Here is a 25,513-nt window from a genome sequence, read left to right on the forward strand (position 1 = left end):
GTCGCGGGAGCTGACCCGAGACGAGAAGGGGACAACTCTGATGGCTGCCCAGACGAAGGTGGCGGTGATCTACTACAGCGCCACCGGCATCACCTACCAGATGGCGCAGGCCGCGTGTGAGGCCGCCGGGGAAGCCGGCGCGGAGGTGCGCCTGCGCAAGGTACGGGAGCTCGCGCCGGACGAGGCGATCCGCTCGAACTCCGGTTGGCAGGCGCACCATCTGGAGACCCAGGACGTTCCCGAGGCGATGATCGACGACCTGGCCTGGGCCGACGTGACGATCTTCGGCTCGCCCACCCGGTACGGCATGATCGCCGCGCAGTTGAAGCAGTTCATCGACACCACCGGCCCGCTGTGGGCGCAGGGCGCGCTGGCCAACAAGGTGTACGCGGCCTTCACCTCCACGGCGACGTCGCACGGTGGTCAGGAGACGACGTTGACGTCGCTCTTCAACGTCTTCTACCACTGGGGTGGTGTGGTGGTCCCTCCCGGCTACACCGACTCCAGCCAGTTCATCGCCGGCAACCCGTACGGCGCCTCGCACACCAGCAACAACGGGGAGATCGCCCCGGACGCGGTGGCGCTGGGCGCCTGCGCCCTCACCGCCCGCCGTGCGGTGCTGATCGGCACGGCGCTCAAGCAGGGCCTGGGCGGCTGAGGCGACCGGTGGCGCGGACGGGGGCTCTCGACCCGCCCGCGCCACCGGTCGCCTCAGCCCTACCCCGGGACGACGGTGACCATGCCGTGGCCGGGAGCTAACCCTGGCCGACCGGGCGTGACGCCGGCAGCAGGTCGGTCAACACCTCGGTCAGCACGGTCAGTCCGTCCGGGCTGAGCACCGACTCCGGGTGGAACTGCACCCCGGCGAAGCCCTGCCCACGCAGGGCGTGCACGGACCCGTCGCGGACGTCCCGGGCCAGCTCCACGGTCCCGTACGCGGTGTCCAGCCGGTCCACCTGGGCGCGGGCGGTGAACGAGGAGTAGAAGCCGACCCGGCGGGACCGGCCGAACAGCGTCACCTCCCGTTGCAGCCCCTGGTAGGGCGCGTCCCTGCGGTGCAGGGGCAGCCCCAGCAGCCCGGCCAGCACCTGGTGCCCCAGGCAGACCGCGAGGGTGGGTCGACCGGACGCCAGCAACTCGCCGAGCAGGTCCCGCAACGCCGCCATCTTCGGATCGTCCGGGCTGCCCGGGTCACCCGGGCCGGGCCCGGCCACCACCAGGTCGTACCCGTCGACCGGGCCGCCGGCGTGCCACGGGCGCAACGTGACCGCGAGACCCAACGCGCCCAGTTGGTGCGCCAACATGCCGGTGAAGGTGTCCTCCGCGTCCACGATCAGGGCCCGCAGCCCGGCCAGGCCGGGCAGCCCGGACGCGTCGGGCGAGCGCTGGTCCAACCAGAACCGGGCCAGCGGCGTGTTACGCGCGGCCAGCGCGTCGCGTACCTCCGGGTCGTCGGCCAGCCGCACGACCGGCCCGCGCTCGCCGGTGGACGCCGCCGGGCCGAGACCCAGCGCGGCCAGCACCCCGGCCGCCTTGGCGTGGGTCTCGGCCACCTCACCGGCCGCCGTCGAGTGCCGGACCAGGGTGGCGCCGACCGGCACCCGCAGCCGACCGGACGGGGAGATCTCGGCGGTACGGATCAGGATCGGCGCGTCCAGCGTCTGCCGGCCGGCGTCGTCGTGGCCGAGCAGCGCCAGCACGCCCGCGTAGTAGCCCCGACCCCGGCGCTCGTGCCGGGCGATCACCCGGCAGGCGTTCTCCATCGGACTGCCCGTCACGGTGGGCGCGAACATCGTCTCCCGCAGCACCTCCCGCACGTCGCGGGTGCCCCGGCCGGCGAGCAGGTACTCGGTGTGGGCCAGGTGCGACATCTCCTTGAGATAAGGGCCGATGACCTGGCCGCCGTGCTCGGCGACGGTCGCCATCATCTTCAGCTCCTCGTCGAGCACCATGTACAGCTCCTCGATCTCCTTCGGATCGGCGAGGAACCGCAGCAGGGCCGCCCGGTCCGGGATGCCGCCGGTGGGCCGGAAGGTGCCGCTGATCGGGTTCATCATGACGAGCCCGTCGTCGACGCTGACGTGCCGTTCCGGGCTGGCCCCGACCATGGTGCGGGCGCCGGTGTGCACCACGAACGTCCAGTAGGCGCCGCGTTCGGCGACCAACAGCCGGCGCAGCGCGGCCAGCGCGGCCACCAGCGGCGCACCCAGCACGGTGGCGTGCAGGGTGCGGTGGATGACGAAGTTGGCGCCCTCGCCGCGACCGATCTCGTCGGTGAGCACCTGCTGCACGATCCGCGCGTACTCCTCGTCGCTGACGTCGAAGGCGGCGTCCCGGGTGCGGACCGGCTCGTCGGGCAGCGCGGCAAGCGCCTCGGCCAGCGGAATCCGATCGTGTTCGCGGACCTGGAGACACTCCAGCGGGGCGTCGTCGTCGACGCAGGCGAAGCCGCGCTCGGCGATCTGCCGGTACGGCACCAGGGCCAACGTCCGCGCCCCGGGCTCGCCCGGGGTCAGCGGGATGTCCGCCAGCCGGTCGACGGTGCCGACCGGGCCGGTGAACAGTTCCAGGTCGTCGGCGCCCTCGCGGCGCAGCAGCGCGAAGGGGCCGGGGTCGTCGCCCCGGGAGATGGCGGCGAGCAGGTCGGTCAGGGGGTTCTGGCTGGTCATCGTGGTCTCCGTGGGCGCTGGGCGCCGCCATCGGGGGCGGCCATCCGGGCCGGAGATCCGGCGGCCGCCTCGGTGGCGGCCGCGTGGATGAAGCTACGCGCGGGGGGTGGCCGCCGGGTCGGCGGGCCACCAGGAGGTTGGGTGCGCGAGCATGCGCATCACCTTACGCGGTCGAGGCCTCACTCGGGACCCCTTCCGGCGTACGGGTGTGCCGGGCCGGACCCTCGTCCCGGCGCGGCCGGCACCGGGTAACTTGACCGGCGATGAACATTCTCGCGCTCGACCTGGGCACCTCCTCCGTACGCGGGCTGGTGCTGGACGGGGAAACCCGGCCGCTGCCCGGCGCCCTGGCCCGGCGCAAGGTCAAAATCGCCATCGGGGACGACGGCACGGGCACCCTCTCCGGCCCCGACTACCTCGCCAGCCTCGTCGAGTGTCTGGACGAGTTGGCCGAGGCGGGGCACCTGCACGACGTGGGCATGGTGGCGACGTCCGCGCAGTGGCACTCGGTGCTTCCGCTCGACCGTGACGGCACCCCGCTGGGCCCGGTCGTCACCTGGTTGGACACCCGGCCCGCGCCGGTCGGCGACACGTCCGGCCCGGCCGACCCGGACGGTTTCCACCAACGCACCGGCTGCTGGTGGCACCGCTCCTACTGGCCGGTGCGCCTGCCCTGGCTGCGGGACCAGTCGGGCACGCCGATCACCCGGTTCGTCGGCCTTCCGGAGTACGTGCTGGGCGAGTTGCTCCAGACGGCGCCCATGTCGATCTCGCAGGCCTCCGGCACGGGCCTGCTCGATCTCGTCACCCTGCGCTGGGACGAGGAGGCGCTGACGCTGGCCGGCGTACGGCCCCGCGACCTGCCGCCGCTGGGCGAGTTGGACTGGCACGGCCGGCTCCGCCCCGACCGGGCCCGCCGCTGGCCGCAGTTGGCCGAGGCCCGGTGGGCGCCGCCGGTGGGCGACGGTGGCGCGTCCAACGTCGGCTCGGGCTGCGCCGACCCGAGCCGGGCCGCCGTCACGGTGGGCACCTCCGCGGCGGTACGCCTGATGCAGCGCATCCCGGCCGGCGAGCCGCTGCCGCGGCTGCCCGAGCGGCTCTGGCGCTACCGGGTCGACCACGACCACGTGGTGACCGGGGCGGCGTACTCCAGCGGTGGCAACCTGTTCGCCTGGGCGGACCGGGAGCTGCGGCTGCCCCACGGGGACGAACTGGACGCGGCGCTGGCGCTGGTGCCGGTCGGTGGTGGCCGGCCGGCCGATCCCCGGTTCGGCGGCGACCGGGCGCCCGGGTTGGCCCCGGCGGGCACCGGCGAGCTGCGCGGTCTGAGTTTCAGCACCACGGCGGTGGACATCCTGGCCGGGCTCATGCAGGGGCTGTGTGAGCTGGTCGCCGAGGACCTCGCGGTGCTGGAGTCCACAGTCGACAAGCCGGTCGGGGTGGTGCTGGGCGGCGGCGCGGTGGCCGCGTCGGTGTGGTGGCGGCAGGCGTTCGCCGCCGCGCTCGCGCCGCGACCGGTGTCGCACCAACGCAACCCGGAGATCGGTGCCACCGGAGCCGCTTTGGTGGCCCTGGGTCACTTTGATGCGGCGGCGGCGCTCGCCGACATCGGCCGGACGGACGAACTGGTCTCACCGACCACGACAGGACGTTCCCACCCGCAGTATCCTTCCTGAACTTTCGCCCTGCCCGGGCCGTTGACAGCGCCACCGAGCCTGGTTGGATGGACTCCGCTCCCCGGGTCGCGGTGGACGCGGCAGGACGGAGGAGGCAGGGTGGCGGCAGGTCCCGACCCGTCGATCGGTGCGGTGTCGAACCACCGTCGGCGTCGCTTCGACGTCCGGGTCGTCCCGCATCGACGCCGCTCGCCGTTCCGGCTGCGGGACTGGCGGATGAGCACCAAGCTGGCCACCGTGCTGCTGGTGCCGTCGATGGCGTTCCTGGTGCTGGCGGGCGTGCAGACGAGCGCGCTGGTCGGTCGGACGGCCACGTTGAACGACTTCTCCCGGCAGGTCGGCATCGGTCGGCAGATCACCGCCGTGGTCGACCAGCTCCAGCAGGAGCGGGACCGTTCGGCGGGTGAGCTGGGCGAGTTGCGCCGCGGTGGCGACCGCGAGGCGGCGGCCACCGCCCTGCGGCCGTTGCAGTCGGCCACCGACCGCGCCGTCGAGGACCTCCGGCGGGCGGCCGAGCCGTTGGCCGACGCCGACGCCTCCTGGCGGGTCGCCTACTCCGAGGTGCTCGAGGCGTACGACCAGGTCGTCGACATCCGACCGGCCATCCCGCCGGCGGTGCTCAGCAACGACACCATCCTGAGCAACTACCACCGGGCGGTCGACGCGCTGCTGGACCTGCTCGCCGAGCCGACACCGGGCCAGGACCGACCGGGGCTGAGCGACGCGGTGCTGCGCTACGTCCAGATCGCCCGGGTCAAGGAGCTGTCCTCCCGGGTCCGGGCGCAGCTCTACGGCGCCGGCCGGGCCGGCCGGTACGGCACCGAGGACCGGGTGATCCTCTCCGACCTGCGTGCCCAACAGCTCACCGCGCTCGGCGCGTTCCGGGTGTCCGCCACCAGCGACCAGATCCGCCGGTACGACGAGACCTCGGTGAACCCGGGGTTCCAGGTCGCCACCCGCCTGGAGGAGCGCAGTCTTCCGGTCGGCGACGCGGCGCCGGAGGTGCTGCCCTCGGAGCAGTGGTGGTCGGCGAGCCAGCAACGCCAGGAGCTGCTGCGGCAGGTCGAGGCGAGTGTGCTCGACGACGCGGTGCGCCAGGCCGACGACGCGAGCAGCGGCCAGCTCCGGACCACCCTGCTGGTGGTCGGCGGCGTCGTGGCGGTGCTGCTGGTCGCCCTGCTGATCTCTCTGCTGGTCGGTCGCTCGGTCGCCCGGTCGATGCGCCTGCTGCGCAGCCAGGCGCTGCGGATCGCGCAGGTGGAGCTGCCCGACGCGCTGGACCGGCTGCGCACCGTCACCGGTGGTGTGCCGACCATCGACGTGTCCCCGGCGGTCGTCCGTTCGCTCGACGAGATCGGCGAGCTGGCCGAGGCGTTCGTCGCGGTGCACCGCAGCGCCGTGACGGTCGCCGTCGAGCAGGCGCTGATGCGCCGCAACGTCAACGCGATGTTCGTCAACCTCGCGCGCCGCAGCCAGGTGCTGGTGGAGCGGCAACTGGAGCTGCTCGACGACCTGGAGCGTGAGGAGAGCGACCCGGACCAGTTGGAGAACCTCTTCAAGCTCGACCACCTGGCCGCCCGCATGCGCCGTAACGACGAGAGCCTGCTGGTGCTGGCCGGCACGGACTCCACCCGCCGGTGGAACCGTCCGGTGGGCCTGGGCACCGTGTTGCTGGCGGCCGCCGCCGAGATCGAGCAGTACCAGCGGGTACGGCTTGAGTCGATGGGTGCCGTCAACGTGGTCGGGCACGCGGTCGGCGAGCTGGTGCACCTGCTGGCCGAGCTGCTCGAGAACGCCACGGCCTTCTCCCGTCCGGACACCTTCGTCGTGGTGACCGCGCGGGTCGAGGCGTCGACCGCGCTCATCGAGATCGTCGACGACGGTCTGGGCATGAGCCCGTCCGCGCTCGCCGAGGCGAACGCGGTGCTGGCCAGCCCGCCGGCCGCGGACGTCGCGGCGGTCGAGCGGATGGGCCTGTTCGTGGTCAGTCACCTGGCCAGCCGGCTCGGTGTGCGTGTGCAGCTCGACGGGCGCCACAGTGGCCTCGTCGCGCGGCTCGTGCTGCCGGCGACCCTGCTGGCGCCCGGCGGCGCGGTCGAGTTGGATCCGCCGGCGTCCGCCCGGATGCTGGCGTCGAACGCGGCCCGGGGCGCCGCGGCGCAGCGTGGGGCGGGTGTGCCCCCGTCCGGCTCCGTCCACGGGACAGCGACCGCGCCGCTGGACCTTCCGGTGGCCGGTCGTCCGCCGGCCGCGGCCGTGCCCCGCCAGACCCGACCCGTGCCGGTACGCGCCGAGGACGTGTTGGCTCCGGCTGCCGCTTCCGCCGGCGACGGCGGTGGCTGGTGGTCCCGGCAGGGGCCGACCGCGTCGGCGGCCCCGGTCCAGCCCGTGCCGCCCGCGACTCCGGTGACGGCCGGTACGAACGAGCGGGGCCTTCCGGTACGCGTACCCATGGCGCAGCTCTCCGCGGTCACCCGCCCCGCCCAGCCGGAGTCGTCGCCGCGGCGCGCCGACCTCGACCCGGACGCGGTCGGCGGCATGCTTTCCCGGCTCTACAGCGGGGTACGGCGTGCCGAGGCCGAGGACACCACCGAGATACCGGTGCCACCCTCGTGGGGGCACGACGAAGGAGGACGACGACAGTGACGACGTTGAGCCAGGAGGCACGTGACCTGAGCTGGCTGGTGAGCGCGTTCGCGGAGCGGGTGCCGGGCGTGGCGCACGCGGTGGTGGTCTCCTCCGACGGGCTGCTGGTGGCGATCTCCGACCACCTGCCCCGCGACCACGCGGACAAGCTCGCCGCGGTGACGTCCGGGCTGATGAGCATCACGGCGGGCGCGGCGCAGATGTTCGACGGCGACATCGTCAAGCAGACGGTGGTCGAGATGGGCCGGGGCTATTTCCTGGTGATGCAGGTGCGCGACGGGTCCATCCTGGCCACGCTCGCGGCCGGGGACGCCGACATCGGCGTGGTGGGCTACGAGATGGCCCGGTTGGCGAAGCAGGCGGGGGAGATGCTCACCCCGGCGCTGCGAGCGGAGTTGCAGCAGGCGCTGCCCCGCTGAGTCTTCCGGCCGTGACCCGGACGGTCACCGGCTCACCCGAGCCGAGCCGTCCGGGCCCGGCCGTCCGGGCGAGCCGTTCAGAAGCCACCCTCGGTGATGACGGAGCGGTACCAGTGGGCGCTGCGCTTGAGCACGCGCCGTTGGGTCACGTAGTCCACGTAGACCAGGCCCCAACGCTGCTCGTATCCCTCGTCCCATTCGAAGTTGTCGAGCATCGACCAGACATGGAAGCTCTCCAGCGGCACCCCGTCAGCGATGGCGCGGTGCGCGGCGGCCAGGTGGTCGCGCAGGAAGGTGATCCGGCCACTGTCGTCGACGGTGTCGTCCGCGGCCAGGGTGTCGGGGGTGGGCAGACCGTTCTCGGTCACGGTGAGCGGGATCGGGCCGTAGTCGCGGGTGACCCGGGTCAGGATGTCGTACATCCCGTCGGGGTAGATCTGCTGCCAGCCGGCCTCGGAGGTGGGCCAGCGGTGTTCGGTGCTGCCGTCGGCGGCGACGTAGATGGGCGTGTAGTACTGCACGGCCAGCAGGTCGACCGGTGACGAGATCACCGCCAGGTCGCCGTCGCGGATGCCCCGGACCATCCGGCTCTGCGGGCCGAGGTCGGCCAGGACGTCCTGCGGGTAGCTGCCCTTGAGCACCGAGTCGAGGTAGAGGCGGTTCTCGTAGCCGTCGTAGAGGTGCGCGGCGGCGGCGGCCTCGGCGGAGTCGTCGGTGGGGTAGCAGGGGTGCAGGTTGAGCGCGGGGCCGATCCGGGCGGTGCTGTCCGAGGCCCGTAGCGCGCGCACCGCGAGGCCGTGCGCGAGCTGCAGGTGGTGGGCGACGAGGTAGGCGGCCTCCGGGTCCTGTCGACCGGGCGCGTGGTGGCCGGTGAGGTAGCCGTTCTGTACGACGGTCTTGGGCTCGTTGATGGTGAGCCAGACCGGCACCCGGTCGCCGAGGGCGCTGAAGACGGCGTTGGCGTAGTCGGCGAAGCGCAGGGCGGTGTCGCGGGACTCCCAGCCACCGGCGTCCTGCAACGCCTGCGGCAGGTCCCAGTGGAACAGGGTCGCCATCGGGGCGATGCCGCGTTCGTGCAGACCGTCGAGGAGGCGACGGTAGAAGTCGAGCCCACGCTGGTTGGGCGCTCCGCTGCCGTCGGGCTGGATGCGGGGCCAGGAGATGGAGAAGCGGTAGCTGCGCAGACCCAGGTCACGCATCAGGTCGAGGTCTTCGACGTACCGGTGGTAGTGGTCGGCGGCCACGTCGCCGGTGTCGCCGTTGCGGGTACGACCGGGGATGCGGCTGAAGGTGTCCCAGACCGACTCGCCGCGGCCGTCCTCCTTGGCGGCGCCCTCGATCTGGTAGGCAGAGGTGGCCGCGCCCCAACCGAAGTGGCGGGGGAAGCGCAGCGGGCCGGCGGGCCCGGTAGGTATCGACATGGATTCTCCTCGTGGATACGGGGCCCACCGCCCAGATTCGGGAGCGCTCCCAGGATAGGCCAGAAGCGCTCGACCCGGTGAGCCGGCCGTCACGGCGGCCGACGATGGCGGGTTGAGGCGGTTGAGGGCCCCGGACAGCGAACGAGGCCGACCGGGCGGCGCTTCGCGCCTGTCCCGTCGGCCTCTTTTCCCATCGTGTACGGGGGTTTAGTGTGGGGACGGGGGAGGGCAACCCCCGTCCCCACCGTAACTGCACACACACGGGCGGAATTGGGTCCTGCCGTGCGTGTCGCGCGGGAGCCGGGCCACGCGAGTGGCTCTGGTTCCACCTCCCTCCCTGTGGCGGGATGATGGCTGACGGCGGCGTCCGGGCTGGCCCGCCGTCGGCCTTCGGATGGTTCCCCGGGCCCGCCACGAGGACGGTCCCGGCGATCTTCCAGTTGGAACCTTTGTCGATGGAAGCGCTCCCATCGACCGATGTTGCGACTGTAACGCCCGTCACGCCTTTGTGAAAGACCCAAAACGAGATCGAAACAAGTGGGTGAACCAGCTCGCTCCGCGCTTGTTGTGGGAGCGCTTCCATGGCACACTGTCGATTCAACGCGACAGGAGCCAGATCGCGTGGGCGCGGGACCGCCGAGGGCAGCCGGAGCACCACCTCCGGTCACGGCACCCGAGCGAGCCGGCGGGACCCCCTCCCGCGCGGGCCGCATCGCCGCACCCCGGCCGGGCCCGGGGCTACCACCTTCCCGGGCGCCTCGAATCCCCCGCGTACCACCACCACCTGCGGGCAGGCGCCTCGCCGGGAACCACCCGGCCTGGTCCGAGGAGACACCGCGCACATGAGACATCTGGCACGACGCCGTCGAGTGGCGATCCTCGCCGCCGCCGCGCTCGCCGTCGGCGGGGTGATGCTGCCCGCTGGCGCCGCACAGGCCGCACCGGCCTGCGACGTGGTCTACGCGACCAACGACTGGAACACCGGCTTCACGGCCAACGTGACCATCAAGAACCTGGGCGACCCGATCAGCAACTGGACGCTCAAGTGGACCTTCCCGAACAGCGGACAGCGGGTCACCCAGGGCTGGTCGGCCCGGTACAGCCAGTCCGGCAGCGAGGTCACCGCGACCAACGAGTCGTACAACGGCAACCTCGGCACCGGGGCCTCCACCACCATCGGCTTCAACGGCTCCCACACGGGGAGCAACCCGAAGCCCACCTCGTTCACCCTGAACGGCACCCCCTGCAACGGCACCCCGGCCAACCAGCCGCCGACCGTCTCGCTGAACCTGCCCTCCGGGCCGTTCACCGCGCCTGCCGACGTGCCGCTGACCGCGACCGCCAGTGACCCGGACGGGACGATCAGCAAGGTCGAGTTCTACCGCAACGGCCTGCTCATCAACACCGACACCACCGCGCCGTACTCCTACACGCAGGAGGACCTGCCGGCCGGCAGCTACACCGTGCAGGCCAAGGCGTACGACAACGCCAACGGCATCGGGGTCGCCGAGAAGTCGTTCACCGTCGGCGCCGCCAACGGCCCGACGCTGGTCGCCACGCCGTCCGCGGTGAGCGTCAACGAGGGTGGCACGTCCACCTTCAACCTCAAGCTCAGCGCCGCGCCGACGACCAGTGTGCCGGTCACCCTCACCCCCTCGGGCGACAGCGACATCACGGTCTCGCCGAGCACCGTCACGCTGACCCCCACCAACTGGAACACCGGGGTCACCGTCACGGTCGCCGCGGCCGAGGACACCGACACCGTCGGCGGTAGCGCCACCATCACCGCCGCCGCCACCGGTCTCGCCTCGCTGGCGGTCGCCGCCACCGAGATCGACAACGACACCCCGGGCGGCGACAACGCCTACATCAAGAAGTTCCTCGACCAGTACGGCAAGATCAAGAACTCGGGCTACTTCAGCCCCGAGGGCGTGCCGTACCACTCGGTCGAGACGCTGATCGTCGAGGCGCCCGACTACGGCCACGAGACCACCTCGGAGGCGTTCAGCTTCTGGATCTGGCTGGAGGCCCAGTACGGCCGCGTCACCCAGAACTGGGCGCCGTTCAACAACGCCTGGACGGTGATGGAGAAGTACATCATCCCGTCGCACGCCGACCAGCCCACCGCGGGCTCCGCCGGCACCCCGCAGTACGCCGCGGAGTACAACCTGCCCAGCCAGTACCCGTCGGCCCTGAACCCGAACATCTCGGTCGGGCAGGACCCGCTGCGCTCGGAGCTGCAGTCCACCTACGGCACCGGCGACATCTACGGCATGCACTGGCTGATGGACGTCGACAACACATACGGCTTCGGCCGCTGCGGCGACGGCACCACCAAGCCGGCGTACATCAACACCTTCCAGCGGGGCACCCAGGAGTCGGTGTGGGAGACCATCCCGCAGCCGTCCTGTGACACCTTCAAGCACGGCGGTCAGTACGGCTACCTCGACCTGTTCGTCAAGGACACCGGCGCTCCCGCCAAGCAGTGGAAGTACACCAACGCGCCGGACGCCGACGCCCGTGCGGTGCAGGCCGCCTACTGGGCGCTGACCTGGGCCAAGGCGCAGGGCAAGCAGGCCGACGTCGCCGCCACCGTGGCCAAGGCCGCCAAGATGGGCGACTACCTGCGGTACGCGATGTTCGACAAGTACTTCAAGAAGATCGGCAACTGCGTCGGGGCCAGCACCTGCCCCGCCGGCAGCGGCCGGGACTCGGCGCACTACCTGCTGTCCTGGTACTACGCCTGGGGTGGCGCGTACGACACCAGCCAGAACTGGTCCTGGCGGATCGGCTCCAGCCACAACCACTTCGGCTACCAGAACCCGTTCGCGGCCTGGGCGCTGACGAACACGCCGGAGCTGAAGCCGCAGTCGTCGACCGCGGTCTCCGACTGGACCAAGAGCTTCGACCGGCAGCTGGAGTTCTACACCTGGCTGCAGTCCTCCGAGGGCGGCATCGCCGGCGGCGCGACCAACAGCTGGGACGGTAGCTACGCCCAGCCGCCGGCGGGCACCAGCACCTTCTACGGCATGTTCTACGACGTCGACCCGGTCTACAACGACCCGCCGTCGAACCAGTGGTTCGGCATGCAGGCGTGGTCGATGCAGCGGATCGCCGAGCTGTACCTGCAGACCGGCAACACGAAGGCCAAGGCGCTGCTGGACAAGTGGGTGCCGTGGGCGATCGCCAACACCACGCTCGGCACCAACTGGTCGATCCCGTCGGACATGAAGTGGACCGGCCAGCCGACCACCTGGAACCCGAGCAGCCCGCAGCCCAACACCAACCTGCACGTCGAGGTGATCAGCAAGGGCCAGGACGTCGGCGTCGCCGCCTCCTACGCCCGGATCCTGATCGCGTACGCGGCCAAGTCGGGCAACGCGGCGGCGAAGACCACCGCCAAGGGTCTGCTCGACGCGCTGGACGCCGCCAGTGACTCGAAGGGTGTCTCCACCACCGAGACGCGTGGCGACTACAAGCGCTTCGACGACGTCTACGACGCCTCCAGCGGTCAGGGCCTCTACGTCCCGCCGGGTTGGACCGGGAAGATGCCCAACGGCGACGCCATCTCCGCCGGGAAGAGCTTCCTGGACATCCGGTCGTTCTACAAGAACGACCCGGACTGGCCGAAGGTGCAGGCGTACCTGAACGGTGGCCCGGAGCCCACGTTCAACTACCACCGCTTCTGGGCGCAGGCCGATGTGGCCATGGCGTACGCCGACTACGGGAGCCTTTTCCCGAACGGCTGAGAGCGACCCGGGGTGGGTGGAGTGCCCCGCCCACCCCGGGGTTCGGCCGGGTCCGGGGGAACGACGGGACCCGGCCGGCGGACGGCCTGACACCCACGGTCAGGCCGGGGTGGGCCGGTCATCTGGTCAACGCAGCGGGTCGACCGGCCCACCCCACCGCCCGGACTGAAGACTGCCGCGAAAAAGCCCAGAAATTCCGGCTGTCACGGGATCACACCAAGGACGTTGACGGAGTAACGTACGTCACCGGAGAGGCCGCTCCCCCCGTGGCGGCCTCTCCACTTTTATGCCCGAGCGCGGCCGGTCACCCCGCCGCGGTCGTACGCCGGCCACGCCGACGCCGACGGCGAGCGCCGGGCCGGGCTCGACCTGGCCGGACTCGCGTTCCGGTGTGTCGCTCACCGCCACCTCCTGACCCCCGCCACAACCTGACCGCCAACAGCCGGTGGGCCACCGACTGCCCGGTCCGGTCCGGCCGCTACGGTGTGCGGATGCGCGCGACGGCACGGGGTTGGACCGCGGTCTGGTTGGTCGTACTGGCCCTCGTCCAGGCGGCCGCCTTCCTCGCCGTGTGGCGGGTTGCCGTGCACACCGAGATCGGTCAGTGGGTCGACACGGTGGCCCTCACCGGCAACGAGATCGGTCACGACCGCATCGACGGGCCGGTGGACCGGATCCTGAACGCGATGTCGGTGGTGTCGCTGCTCGCCGCCACCGCGATGATCGGCTTCATCGCGCTCATCCGGGGGCGGATCGCCCTGGCCGTCACCGCGACCCTGCTCATCGCCGGGGCCAACGTCTCCACCCAACTACTCAAGTACGGGCTGAGCCGGCCCGACTTCGGCGTCGACCCGGAGCGGGCCGCGGTGGGCAACAGCCTCCCCAGCGGGCACACCGCGGTGGCCGCGTCGGTGGCGGTCGCGCTGATGCTCGTCCTGCCCCGCAAGGTGCGGGCCGTCGGAGCCTTCGTCGGCGCGCTCTACGCCGCCGTCGCCGGGGTGGCCACCCTCTCCGCCGGTTGGCACCGGCCCAGTGACGCGGTCGCCGCCTATCTGGTGGTGGGTGTCTGGGCGGCGCTGGCCGGGCTGCTCCTGCTGATCACCCAACGGGAGCAGGCCCAGATCGAGCCCGGCGACGCGCACCGCGTCGCCGCCGCCGTGCTCGGTGTCGCCGGAGTGCTCGCCCTGATCGCCTCCGGGCTGGCGCTCACCTGGCTGGTGGATCTGCGCGGGACCGGCCCGGAGGAGTTGGCCCGCCGACCGCTGTTCGCCGGGTACGCGGGCAGCGCCGCCGGCATCGCCGGGACGATGGCGGTGGTCATGGCGCTGGCGCTGACCGTCGTGCACCGGCTGGTACCCCGCGTAAAAGGTTGACCCGGCGAGCGTCCAGTGTGATCAGGCGCCCTGGCGGGGCGCGGGCACGTGCGGGGCGACGCCACGCAGGTGGGTGAGCACCACCGGATCGATCCGCCCCGGCACCAGGCGCTCCTCCAGATTCTCCAGCCCCGCCCAGGAGACCAGCGCCGCCTCCGGCCCGGCGTCGCCCACCGGGTGACCCAGCGCGGTGAGCAGCGCCGCCACCTCGTCGGCGAGCGCGCCACTCAGGTCGAGCAGCGTCGCCGGGTCGGGCCGGCTGAACAGCATCGTGTGCACGGTCAGCAGCCGACCGAGCTCGGCGACCGGGTCCGGATGGTCGTCCACCCGCAGGTCGACGACCACGTCGCTGGTGCCGCCGTACCCGCCGCCGCGCTCGACCACCAGCAGGCCGGCGCTCTGCCGGCCGCGCCGGTCCCCGCCGGCCTCGTCACCGGCCCGCAGCGCGGCGACCAGCCGCTCGGCGAACGGCAGCGCCGAGGCGCCCTGCCACGTCTCGCCCATCGCGTCGACCACCTCGGGGCCGGCCAGGATGTTGCCCTGCGCGGCCCAGCCGTCGCCGACGCGTCCGCCCGCCCAGGGATGGCAGGCCGGCCCGGTCCAGCTCGCGCCCGGCCCGCTGACGCCCACCACGGCGAGCTGCCGGTGCTGCCGCTCGGGGTCGGCGGCGACCAGGCCGGCCACCACGTCGGCGGCGGGCACCCCGGTGCGCAACAACGCGAGCCCCTGCGGACGATAGGCCAGGTTGACGTGCGCCTGGGTGGCCAGCGCGCCGACCTCTGCCGCGGCCGCCGGCACCAACGCTCCGGCGGCGAGGAACTTGCTGGCCACGACGACGCCGTGGCGGCGGCCGTCGGCGGAGCGGGCGACGAGGGAGAAGGTCACCCGCCGAGACTAGGGCGTGTGTCCGGTTCCTCGGCCGGCCAAGGGCTGTGAGACTCGACCCAACCGACCTGGTCGCGTACACCGGTGCTTCAGAACGGCGTCGCGGCGGCCTCCGGCGGCGCGCCGCGCGCCCGACGGGCGTCCGCGACCGCGACGCCGCCGAGCACGATCGTCCCGGTGGCGGTGGCGACCACCCCCGGCAGGAACAGCAGCGGTACGACCGCCGCCGCGAGCGCTCCGATGGCGATCCACCGGGACGGCGACACCCGCCCGAAAACCTCGTACTCGAAGCGGGCCCGGCCGGCCAGGAACAGCGCGGGTCCGCCGAGCACCATGACCACCCACGGCGCCGGGGCGTGGCCGAGTGGATGCTCGATCACCAGTTCGTAACCGATCGCCGTCGCGGCCAGACCGATCACCATGATCAGGTGAGTGTCGGCCGCCGAGCGGCCGATGTTGGCGGGGTGACGGGCCATCTGCACCGCCTCGCCCAGGATCTGCCCGGCGCGTTGCACATAGATCCGCCACAGCATGATCGACGTGGCCACCGCGAACGCGAACGCCCACAGGTGCCCCGACCCGTACGGACCCTTGCTGTACGCGAAACCGGCCACCAGGATCGTCTCGCCGAGCGCCACGAGGAAGAACTGCTGGTACCGCTCCGCCAGGTGCTCCCCGGCGATCTCCCACTTCGAGACCGTGGAGCGGCCCAGCCCCGGCACCGGCCAGCCGCACCGTGCGGCCAGGTACTCGGCCGCCAGGGCCACCGACCAGAGCACCACCTGCGTGTTGGTGTCCAGCAGCGCCCCGCTGATCCAGAGCACCCCCGTGACGGCGAACACGACCGCCATGCGCACCTTCAGCCGGCGGTACGGGTGCGGCCCCAACGCGATCGACAGGATCACCGGCCGGGTCACCTGCGCAACCACGTACGCCGTGGCGAACATGAGCGACGTCTCGGAGAACGCCCGAGGAACCGCCACCCCCATCACCATGCTGCTCACGAGCGCGGTCAACACGACGATCTGCAACGGCGCGCGGTACGGGTCGTAGCGGCTGGTCGTCCACGCGGTGCCCTGCCAGACCGACCAGAGCGCCAGCAGCAACAGCAGCGTCTTGCCGCTGCCGGTGATCGCCGCCGCGGCGTGGTCGCGGGCCGGCTCCCGGCTCAGATCCTCGAACGCCCGCGCGGAGATCCGGGTGAGCGCGAAGACGTACACCAGGTCGAAGAAGAGTTCCAGGAACGTCGCCCGGCCGGGCGCGGCCGCCGCCGGGACCGGCTCCAGGTGTCCTGCCGCCCTGGAACCCATGGTCAGCGGCCTGCGCCGGTGCTCCGGTCCACCTCGCAGTGGTAACACCTTCGCGGGCTGGGGCGCGGCGAACCGGCGATTAGGCCCACTAAGGGGATCTTGCTCAGGGGCGCCGTCACCAGGCAGGATCGATCGGTGACGAATCGATGGGGCATGACGGTGCCGTTGGGCGGAATTCCGCTGGCCGAGCACCAGGGGGTCTACGCGACCCTCGAGCGATCCGGGTTCACCGACGTGTGGTCGTCCGAGGTCGCCGGGACCGACGCGTTCACCCCGCTGGCCCTCGCCGCGGCGTGGCAGCCGCAGCTACGGCTGGGCACCGCGATCACCCCGGTCTTCACCCGTGGACCCGGGCTGCTCGCGATGAGCGCGGCGGCGCTGGCCGAGGCGGCACCGGGCCGGTTCGCGCTCGGCATCGGCGCGTCCTCCCCGGTGCTGGTGCGGGACTGGAACGCGGCGCGGTTCGACGAGCCGTTCCGGCGTACCCGGGACGTGCTGCGTTTCCTGCGGGCCGCCCTGCGCGGTGAGACGGTGGACGAGGTCTACGACACCTTCACCGTGCGCCGGTTCACCCTCGAACGCCCGCCCACGGCGCCGCCGCCGATCCTGCTCGCCGCGCTGCGCCCGGGGATGCTCCGGCTGGCCGGCGCCGAGGCCGACGGGGTCATCCTCAACTGGCTCAGCGCCGACGACGTGCCGCGAACCCTGGCCGAGCTGGGCGAGCGCCGGGCCGGCTTCGAGGTCGCCGCGCGGATCTTCGTCTGCCCCACCGAGGACGCCGCGTACGCCCGTACCCTCGGCCGCCGGCTCATCACCAGCTACCTGACGGTCCCGGCGTACGCCGAGTTCCACCGCTGGCTCGGCCGCGACGAAACGCTCGGGCCGATGTGGGCGGCGTGGGCGGCTGGCGACCGCCGCGCGGCCAGCGCGGCCGTGCCCGACGAGGTGGTCGACTCCCTGGTGCTGCACGGCTCACCCGAGCGGTGTCGGGCCCAGGCGCGGCGCTACGCCGAAGCCGGCGTGGACGTGCCGATCCTCGCGCTGCTGCCCACCCCGGAGGTGACCGCCGGGGGTGCCGCCGCGCTGACGACCCTCATCGCCCAACTCGGCGCCGAGCCGGCGGGAGCGTCCGCGTGAACCTGACCGACCGGGTCGTGGTCGTCACCGGAGGCGCCGGTGGCATCGGAACGGCCCTCGCGCGCCGCTTCGCCACCGAGGGCGCCGCCGCCGTGGTCGTCGCCGATCTGGACGCCGAGGCCGCGCGCGCCGTTGCCGAGGGCATTGGCCCGGTGGCGCACGCCGTCGCCGTCGACGTCACCGACGAGACCCAGGTACGGGCGCTCGTCGACGACACCGAACGGCGGTTCGGCCGCATCGACCTGTTCTGCGCCAACGCCGGGGTCACCACCGGCGGGGGAGTGGAGGTCGACGACGCGGGCTGGGACCGGGCGTGGCGGGTCAACGTGCTCGCCCACGTCTACTCGGCCCGTGCCGTGCTGCCCGGCATGCTCGCTCGCGGTGGCGGTCACCTGCTGCACACCTGCTCTGCGGCGGGGGTGCTGACCGCGGTGGGCGACGCCGCGTACACCGCCACGAAACACGCCTCGGTGGGCTTCGCCGAGTGGCTGGCCATCACCTACCGGGACCGGGGCATCCGGGTCAGCGCCCTCTGCCCGCAGGGGGTGGACACCCCGATGCTCGCCGACGGGATCGCCGAGGGGCACCTCGGCGCCCGGGTGATCACCGCCTCCGGCGCGGTGCTCACCCCGGACCAGGTCGCCGACGCGGCGATCGCCGGGCTCGCCGAGGAGCGGTTCCTGATCCTGCCGCACCCGGAGGTCGCCGACTACGCCCGCCGTCGCGCCGAGGACCCCGACGGCTGGCAGGCCGGCATGCGCAAACTCATCCGCCGTCTGACCGCCCGACAGTCTCCGAGTTGACCAAGAGGTTCGCGTCAGAAAGACGTCCACCGATGACGCGAACCTCTTGATCAGCGCCGGAGCCGGCGGGCGCGGCGGAGCCGGCGGGCGCGGCGGAGGGGATCGGGGTGGATGGACCAGAGCAGGCGACGCCACCACGGACGGGCCTCCCGCAACGTCGTCACGTAGGCGGTGGCCACCTCGGCGGCGCGGACCGCCTGGTCGGCCGTCGCGGTGCCCGGGGCGAAGCCCACCTGGTTGAGCAGCGTCGCCAGCTCGTCCACCGCCGGGTCGGTCGTCACCTCCGGTGGCGAACCAGCCGTGCGACGGGCGTCGACGAGGGCCTGCCGGGCGCGTCCGGCCACCTCGGTGGCCGCCAGGTCGTCGCCGACCGGCCGACCGGCCAGCCGCAGCGCGTCGGTCACCTCCCGCCAGGCGCCCGCGATCCGTTGGCCGGGGTCACCCCGCACCAACCGGCCCCGACTCAGCGAGCGGCGCATCGCCAGCAGGGTGAGCAGCAGCGCCCCCACCAGCAGCAGCAGCGACCCGCTGCCGCCAGCGACCAGCACCGGCCTGGACACCCCACCGCGCGCCGGCGGCCCGTCACCAGCGGCCACCGGCTCCGGCGACGCGCTCGGCTCCGCGGTGGGCGCGGGCACCTCCGACGGCGGCGGATCCTCGGGCGTGGGGCGGAAGTCCTCCTCCACCGGCCGCGGCTCGTTCTCCGGGCGGGGCAACGGGTCGAACGCCACCCAACCCAGCCCGTCGAACAGCACCTCCGGCCAGGCGTACGCGTCACCCGCCCGCACCGGCCCCTGACCACCCGAGGAGAAACCGACCACCACCCGCGTCGGCAGCCCGGAGAGCCGGCCGAGCACCGCGAACGCCGCCGCGAACTGCTCCGACGTGCCCCGCTGCCCGCCACCGTTGCGCGGGCCGAAGAGGAAGAAGGCCAGGTTCGGGTACGCGTGCCCGCTCGGCGCGTCCGCCACCACCCGGTAGTGCTCGGCCAGGAACTGCTCGATCGCCGCCGCCCGCGCGTACGGGGCGCCGTTCTCCTCGGCGAGCTGGGTCGCCAGCCGGCGCAGCGGATCCGGCACACCGTCCGCGACCCGCAGCACCCGGGCCACCTCCTCGCCGGCGGGCACGTTCGCGGTCGCCAGCAGGTTGTTGTCCGGGCGCTCCCGGACCGACGTCACCTCGTACCGCAGCCCCGGCGTCAACCCCTCCGGCCGGATCAGCGTCCCCGTCGCCGGGTCGTACGCCACCCGCGCGCCGCTGACCTCACGCGGCGTCGCCACGGCCGGGAGTAGCCGCCCCGTCAGCTCGGCCACGGTGATCTGCTGCCGGACGGTCTGCACCGTGCTGTCCCGGGCCGGCTCGCCGGCCGGCAGGATCCGCCCCGCGTTGCGGTACGTCGCGCCGACCCGCCAGGTGATCCCGTCGTAGTCACTGAGCACCGCCAGCCGGATCCGCACCCCGGCCGCCCTCGGCTCGTCCGCGTCGCCGGCCGGAGCGGTGGTGCCCGACGTACTCACGTCGAGGAGCTTCTGTTCCGGGTGCAGCGCCCACCCCGAGATCCGGATCAGCGGGTTCTCGTCGAGCGTCTCGACCTGCGGCGGCTCCACATAGCGGCGCGGGTCGACCGGCCGCCCGTCGACCTGACCGGCGACCACCGGGCCGAGCAGCGCCACCAGCCCGATCACCAGGACGACGCCGAGCGCCGCCGACGCCGCCAGCCGAAGTCGCACGGCCGCCCGTACCCCGGGGGCGAGACCGGCCGCCGGGTCGCCGCCGGCGGGTGACGCGCCGGTCGGCACGGCCAGCCCGACCGCCGCGACCGCGACGAACGCCACCGTCGCGCCGATCGCCGGTTCGGCGTTCGGGCCGACCACGTAGAGGGCCGCCGCGTAGAGCCCCGCCGCCGGCAGGTAGCCGAGCAACACCCGGCCGGTGCGCAACGCCACCTCCGCCCCGGCCAGACCGGCGAGCCAGGCCGCCACCACCGGCACCAGCACCGTGTCCGGAGTGGGCTCCACCGGGATCATCGCGGTGAGCAGGCGGGGAATGCCGTTGCGCGCCGCGTCCGCGCTCACCTCGAGCAGGCTGCCCGGCAGGTCGGCGCGGGCGGCGGCCAGGCGCAGCGACCACAGTGTCCACCCGGCCAACGCCACCATCGACACCGGCGCCACCAGCCACGACGGCAGCCGCCGGGCAGCCACGCTGGCCAGCACCGAACCCACCGCCGCGCCGATCACCAGCCGGGTCAGCAGGTCGCCCGCGTACACCCGGCCGAGCACCACCCCGGCGAGCGCGATGAGTGCGATGAGCGCCAGTGGCACGACGGCCGCCCGCAGCGCGCGCACCACCCGCCCCGCCGCGCTCGGGCCGCCAGCAGTCGCCCCCTGCGCCTCGCGCTGCGGCGCGATGCCCGTCACCACCGGCGTACCCCGTCCCACTCGGCGGCGAACTGCGCGCCGTCCACCGCGTCGACCACCACCAGGCCGCCCGTGCCCGCCGGCGTCGGCTCCGCCGCGCCGAACACCCCGACCACCACCGACGGGTACGCGCCGCGCAGCGCACCGACGTGCCCCAGTCCGTCCCGCCCACCGGGGCCGGTCAGGAAGATCAGCGTGTCGCCGAGCCGGTCCTGACGCAGCCGGGTGGTGACGGCGCGCAGGGCGTCGTCGGAGTCGGACAGTTCGGCGGCGGCGAGCCGGTCCAGCGGCCCCACCCCGGCCGGCCCGCCCTCGATCGGCTCCGGGCCGACCAGCAGCAACAGCACCGGCAGGTCCGCGCGGTGCGCGGCGGTGACGACCGACGCCGCCGCCTCGCACGCGGACTCGAACGACTCCGCCACCCCTCCCGTGCGGTGCGGATGCGCGGCCGCCCGATTGTCCAGGAGGACGACCAGACTGGGCAGGCTGGTGTCCACGTTCTCCCGCACCATCAGCTCACCGACGCGGGCGCTCGTGCGCCAGTGCACCCGCCGCAGCTCGTCGCCGACCACGTACTCCCGCAGCGAGTCGAACGTGATCGACCCGTGCGGCACCCCGTCCACCCGACCGTCGAGGCTGCGCCCCGCACCGGTCGGCACCGCCGACAGCGGGTGGATCCGAGGGTGCACCCAGACCGGTGCCGTCTCCCCGTACGGTCGGGCAAGCGCCACCAGACCCAACGGGTCCCGCCGGGTCACCCGCAGCGGACCGACCGCCACCACCCCACGACGGTCGGTCGGCACGTCGTAGCGGACCTCGGTGTCCCGACCGGGACGCAGGCGCAGCAGCGGCACCGGCACCGCGCGGCTCCCGCACCGATCCTCGGCCAGCAGGTTCGCCGAGCGCAGCCGGCCGGCGTTGCGGACCGTCAACGTCATGCTCGCCGGTTCGCCGCGCGCCACCCGATCCGGGTCGGCGCGGCGCGCGACCACCAGCCGGGGCCGCCAGGCCGCCGTCAGCGCCGCGTAGCCGACGGCCGCGCCGGCCGCCGCGCCCAGCAACGTCAACTCGGGGTACGCGAACCGGAAACCGGTCCCCAGCAACACGACGGCGGCGACGAGCAGCCCGACCCCTCGGGCGGTGATCCCCATGGCGCTGCTGCCGGTCAGCCCTGCACCGGGGCCGGCTGCCCCGACGGCAGCGGCACCGGCACCGAGGCGATGGCCTGGCGCAGCACCTCCCCGGCGGTCATCCCGCGCACCTGCGCGTCCGGCGTCAGCAGCAGCCGGTGCGCGAACACCGGTTCGGCGAGCGCCTTGAGGTCCTCCGGCATGATCCAGCCCCGCCCGTCGATCAGCGCGTACGAGCACGCCGCCCGCGTCAACGCGATCACACCCCGAGGGCTCACCCCGACCCGTACCTGCGGATGGGTGCGGGTCGCGGCGGCCAGCCGGACCGCGTACGCGTACAGCGGCTCGGCGATGTGCACCCGACGCGCCATCCGGACCATCTCCCCGACGGTCGCCGTATCGGTGATCGGGGCGAGCGCCTCGGGGGAGCGGACCGTCGCGCCGCGCAGCACCTCCACCTCGACCGCCTCGTCCGGGTAGCCGACGGACAGCTTCACCAGGAAACGGTCGAGCTGCGCCTCGGGCAGCCGGTACGTGCCGTCCATCTCCACCGGGTTCTGGGTGGCGACCACCAGGAACGGCGCCGGCACCGGGTGTCGGACCCCGTCCACGGTGACGGTGTGCTCCTCCATCACCTCCAGCAGCGCCGACTGCGTCTTCGGCGACGCCCGGTTGATCTCGTCGGCGATCACGATGTTGGCGAACACCGGCCCCGGGTGGAACTCGAACTCCCTGCTCGCCTGGTTGAAGATCGTCACGCCGGACACGTCCGACGGGAGCAGGTCCGGGGTGAACTGGATGCGCCGCCACTGACCCTGCACCGTCGCGGCGATGGCACGTGCCAGCGTCGTCTTACCGACCCCCGGCACGTCCTCCAGCAGCACGTGCCCCTGGGCGAACAGCGCCGTCAGCGCCAGCCGGACCACCTGCGGCTTGCCGAGCACCACCGCGTTGACGTTCTCGGCCAGCCGGGCGGCCAGGGCGGCGAAGCCCTGGACCTCCGGTTGGGTTAGCGGCTCGTGGGTGTTCACGGTCGGTGGTGCTCCTCGCCTGGTGGTTCAGCAGGTGGGCAGGACGTTGATGTTGTCGCCGCCTTCCAGGTTGAGCCAGGCCCAGGGGATGTAGTTTTTCCCCTTGTAGTCCACCTGCACCCACCAGGTGCTGCGCTTGTCGTTGTTGTAGATGTACGCGTAGACCTCTTCACCCGACTTCTTGCAGTACGCCTGCAAGCGTTGCCCGTTGGGCACCCAGCCGGCCTGGCGATCGTTGTCCTGCCGCGGCACCTCGAAGATCTCGTTGCCGTTGCGTTCGCCGGGGATCTCCCGCGTGCAGTAGCTCGCCTCCGGGCCGGACGCGCCGTTGCGGCACGTCGCGATCCCGTACAGCGCCTGGGTGGTCTGCGCCCGCTTGGCGGTGCTACTGCCGGCGGCGTTGGTCGCCGTCACCGTGAACGTGTACGCCGTGCCCGGCGTCAGACCCGACATCGTGATGCTGGAACACGCCCCGGCCTTCGCCGGCTCACCCGACGTGCTCAGCGAGCAGGTGGCCCTGCCGCCGCCCGCGTCCACGGTGAACGTGACGGTCGCTCCCGTCGCCGTCGCCGACGAGCCGGTCACCGTCACCCGGGGCGCCGCGACCGTGCGGGCCGTGGCGGTGGCCTCCGGGCCCGGCCCGGCCTCGTTGACCGCCTTCACCTTCACCGTGACGTTCTGGCCGTTGCCCAGACCGGTGACGGTGGTGCGGGTCTCGGTCACCTCGGTGGTCTTGCCACCGACGTCCACCTGGTACTTCGTCACCGGTCGACCGTTCGCCTCGGCCGGCGACCACTGCACCGTGACCGCGCCCGGCTGGTCGGCGACCGTGCCGGCCTGCAGGTCGAGCGGACGACCCGGCGCCGCGAACGGCACCACCGTGTTGCTGACCGGCGAGGCCGCCGAGCCGGCGCCCTTGTCGTTGACCGCCACGACGGTGAACGCGTACTGCGTCCCGTACTCCAGCTCACCGGCCGGCACCACCAGCTCGGTCTTGGTCGACTCGCCGGCCGGCGCGTTCGTCCCCGCCGACGTGGCCGTCACCGCGTACTTGGCGATCTTGTTGCCCTGGGCGTTCGCGGCCGGCCACTTGACCACCACCGTGCCGTCCGGCCGCTCCTGCGCCGTGATGCTGGCTGGCGGATCGGGCACCGCGGCGGTCGGAGTGACCGGGTTGCTGCTGCGCGGCGGGCCGTCACCCTTGGCGTTCACGGCGTGCACCGCGAACCGGTACGTCTCGCCGTTGGTCAACCCCTTCACCTCGACCGCGCGCTGGTTGGCGCCCACCTCCAGGCGCCGACCGGCGCCCTGCACGACGTACTTGATGATCTCCGCGCCGTTCGCGGCGGCCGGCCGCCAACTCACCCGGGCCTGGGCGTTGCCGGCGGCGGCGGTGACGCTGCGCGGCGCGCTCGGCTTGCTCACCCGGGGCTTCTTCGGCGGAGGCGGCGGCGGGGGCGCCGGCGGCGGGTCACCGCCCAACACGTCATTGGCGTACTTGTCGACCTCGCGCACCTGGTGCTTGTCGTCCACCACCCGAGCCGTCGCCGAGTCGGGCGAGTTGATGAACAGGTGGTTCTCCCGGACCTCCATCTCCAACGGTCCGGTCGCCTTGCCCTTGATGGTGTCGACCAACTGGCCGCCCGCGTCGAAGGAGTAGATGGTGCCGGTGGCCTCGTCGGCGCAGTAGAACCGATCGGCCCACGCCACCGCCGGGCTCAGCCGGTCGCCGCTACCCGGCACCGTGAACGTGCGCTCCTCACCGACGTCCCCCACCACCAGCACCCGCCGCTCGGCCGGCACCGTCACCGGCACCCGCGGCCCCGACGTGCGGGCCGGCAACGCCGCGGGGCCGGGCAGCGTCAACGGCGTCGGGCGCACCTCGCCGCGCTGCACTCGCAGCAGCCGGCCGGCCGTCCGGTCCAGCACCGCCACTCCGTCGTCCAGCGTGGAGACCACCAGATCGTGGCTGGGGTCGGCGACGTCGTACGTCTCGACCCGCTCCGGGCTGAGCCCTGCGCCGGCCGGCGCGGCCGAGGCCGGCGCGGACGGCAGCTTCGCGGCGGTGACCGCCGAGACCGTGCCCTCGCTGGGCACCGCGATCCAGAGCCGGCCCGTACCGTCGAACGCGCCGCCGGTGATGCCCGGCGGATAGCGCACCGGTTCACCCACCGGGCTCAACGAGCGGGGGTCGAGCTGCCGCACGATGCCCTGCACCGCGTCGACGACGAACGCCGCGTCCTCGTGCAGGGCGACGCTCACACCCAGGCCGGGCGTGGTCGGCGTGGTCGCCGTGAGCTGCAACGTGGCCAGGTCCAGTGAACTGATCTGCCCGGTCTGCAGGTCCCGCAGGATCAGCAGCCGGTCGGTCTGAGCGACCTGCATCGGGTGCCGACGGGCACCCGGAATCTCGGTGCGGGTGTCCACCCGGGCCGTCACCCCGTTGACCCGGGCCAGCTCGCTGCGCACCCCGCTCCACAGCCAGGAACTCGCGTCGTAGTTGGCCACCGCGTTGTCCGCCGCGCCCAACCCCAGGACGGTCAGCCCCATGGCGGCCAGCAGCGCGGTGACCGTGCCCACCGTCACGAGCCCGCCTCGCAGTCGGGACCGGGAACGGGGGGCGTCGGTCCGCTCGGCGTCGTCGATGCTGGCCACAGCCGGCTGCCTTCCCTGAGTCGTGGCAGGTGGCGTACGCCTCGCGGCGACCCCTCCCCTGAGCCGGGTGCCATCATATGGCCCGGCCGGGAACGGGGGAACCCGCACCGTCACCCCTGTGGATACCGAGCGTGGGCGGCGGACGCCCAGCTCAGCTCCACAATCGTCAATCCGACGATGACCAGCTCCACG

Annotated in this window: 16 protein-coding genes; 8 read left to right on the top strand and 8 right to left on the bottom strand. The window is 73.1% G+C overall.

Going from position 1 to position 25,513, the window contains the following annotated elements; all coding sequences use genetic code 11:
- Positions 1-40: 40 nt before the first annotated feature.
- Positions 41-658, top strand: coding sequence for an NAD(P)H:quinone oxidoreductase (gene wrbA, locus AB0B55_RS07520; RefSeq protein ID WP_355047649.1), 618 nt, complete (start codon positions 41-43; stop codon positions 656-658).
- A 97-nt stretch (positions 659-755) separates the two neighbouring features.
- Here wrbA and AB0B55_RS07525 read toward each other — a convergent pair whose 3' ends face one another.
- Entirely contained in the window at positions 756-2,669 is a 1,914-nt protein-coding gene (locus tag AB0B55_RS07525) for an anthranilate synthase family protein (RefSeq protein ID WP_357128290.1), read from the bottom strand.
- A gap of 263 nt (positions 2,670-2,932) precedes the next feature.
- Here AB0B55_RS07525 and AB0B55_RS07530 point away from each other — a divergent pair, with 263 nt between their 5' ends.
- From AB0B55_RS07530 to AB0B55_RS07540, 3 genes are all read left to right on the top strand, one after another.
- Complete coding sequence (locus tag AB0B55_RS07530) at positions 2,933-4,345, top strand: FGGY family carbohydrate kinase (protein WP_357170971.1); 1,413 nt, start codon at positions 2,933-2,935, stop codon at positions 4,343-4,345.
- Positions 4,346-4,444: 99 nt separating this feature from the next.
- Positions 4,445-6,991, top strand: a complete 2,547-nt coding sequence (locus AB0B55_RS07535; protein WP_357170973.1) for a nitrate- and nitrite sensing domain-containing protein — start codon at positions 4,445-4,447, stop codon at positions 6,989-6,991.
- Positions 6,992-6,996: 5 nt separating this feature from the next.
- Positions 6,997-7,410 carry a roadblock/LC7 domain-containing protein gene (locus tag AB0B55_RS07540; protein WP_197281421.1) on the top strand — a complete coding sequence of 138 codons (414 nt, stop codon included), beginning with the start codon at positions 6,997-6,999 and terminating at the stop codon, positions 7,408-7,410.
- Between the two features lie 77 nt (positions 7,411-7,487).
- On the opposite strand, the gene AB0B55_RS07545 is transcribed toward AB0B55_RS07540, so the two are convergent.
- Positions 7,488-8,831 (bottom strand): GH1 family beta-glucosidase, encoded by a 1,344-nt coding sequence (locus AB0B55_RS07545; protein WP_357128299.1) that lies wholly within the window; start codon positions 8,829-8,831, stop codon positions 7,488-7,490.
- A gap of 851 nt (positions 8,832-9,682) precedes the next feature.
- Here AB0B55_RS07545 and AB0B55_RS07550 point away from each other — a divergent pair.
- Positions 9,683-12,580, top strand: coding sequence for a glycoside hydrolase family 48 protein (locus AB0B55_RS07550; RefSeq protein WP_357128601.1), 2,898 nt, complete (start codon positions 9,683-9,685; stop codon positions 12,578-12,580).
- A 485-nt stretch (positions 12,581-13,065) separates the two neighbouring features.
- Entirely contained in the window at positions 13,066-13,953 is an 888-nt protein-coding gene (locus tag AB0B55_RS07555) for a phosphatase PAP2 family protein (protein WP_357128604.1), read from the top strand.
- 21 nt (positions 13,954-13,974) lie between these two features.
- Here the strand turns inward: AB0B55_RS07555 and AB0B55_RS07560 are convergent, their stop codons facing one another.
- Positions 13,975-14,838, bottom strand: coding sequence for a DUF1028 domain-containing protein (locus tag AB0B55_RS07560; protein WP_357128302.1), 864 nt, complete (start codon positions 14,836-14,838; stop codon positions 13,975-13,977).
- Positions 14,839-14,927: 89 nt separating this feature from the next.
- Entirely contained in the window at positions 14,928-16,148 is a 1,221-nt protein-coding gene (locus AB0B55_RS07565; protein WP_357128305.1) for a low temperature requirement protein A, read from the bottom strand.
- Positions 16,149-16,301: 153 nt separating this feature from the next.
- Here AB0B55_RS07565 and AB0B55_RS07570 point away from each other — a divergent pair, with 153 nt between their 5' ends.
- Both AB0B55_RS07570 and AB0B55_RS07575 read left to right on the top strand, forming a co-directional pair.
- Complete coding sequence (locus tag AB0B55_RS07570) at positions 16,302-17,285, top strand: LLM class F420-dependent oxidoreductase (RefSeq protein ID WP_357128607.1); 984 nt, start codon at positions 16,302-16,304, stop codon at positions 17,283-17,285.
- The gene (locus AB0B55_RS07575; RefSeq protein WP_357128308.1) at positions 17,282-18,088 is read left to right on the top strand and encodes an SDR family oxidoreductase; all 807 of its coding nucleotides are present in this window, start codon (positions 17,282-17,284) and stop codon (positions 18,086-18,088) included. Before AB0B55_RS07570 ends, AB0B55_RS07575 begins: the two co-directional genes overlap by 4 nt.
- Positions 18,089-18,138: 50 nt before the next feature.
- Here AB0B55_RS07575 and AB0B55_RS07580 read toward each other — a convergent pair whose 3' ends face one another.
- From AB0B55_RS07580 to AB0B55_RS07595, 4 genes are read right to left on the bottom strand one after another with little or no spacing between them, the layout of a single operon-like run.
- Positions 18,139-20,526, bottom strand: coding sequence for a transglutaminaseTgpA domain-containing protein (locus AB0B55_RS07580; protein WP_357170975.1), 2,388 nt, complete (start codon positions 20,524-20,526; stop codon positions 18,139-18,141).
- A complete protein-coding gene (locus AB0B55_RS07585; protein ID WP_357170977.1) occupies positions 20,502-21,656 on the bottom strand; it encodes a DUF58 domain-containing protein in 1,155 nt (384 codons plus the stop codon). The genes AB0B55_RS07580 and AB0B55_RS07585 overlap by 25 nt, the downstream gene beginning before the upstream one ends.
- A 14-nt stretch (positions 21,657-21,670) precedes the next feature.
- Positions 21,671-22,666 carry a MoxR family ATPase gene (locus AB0B55_RS07590; RefSeq protein ID WP_357128317.1) on the bottom strand — a complete coding sequence of 332 codons (996 nt, stop codon included), beginning with the start codon at positions 22,664-22,666 and terminating at the stop codon, positions 21,671-21,673.
- A 27-nt stretch (positions 22,667-22,693) separates the two neighbouring features.
- Positions 22,694-25,321, bottom strand: a complete 2,628-nt coding sequence (locus AB0B55_RS07595; protein WP_357170979.1) for a fibronectin type III domain-containing protein — start codon at positions 25,319-25,321, stop codon at positions 22,694-22,696.
- Positions 25,322-25,513: the final 192 nt, after the last annotated feature.

This window comes from Micromonospora sp. NPDC049107 (assembly GCF_040648595.1).
Lineage (GTDB): Bacteria > Actinomycetota > Actinomycetes > Mycobacteriales > Micromonosporaceae > Micromonospora.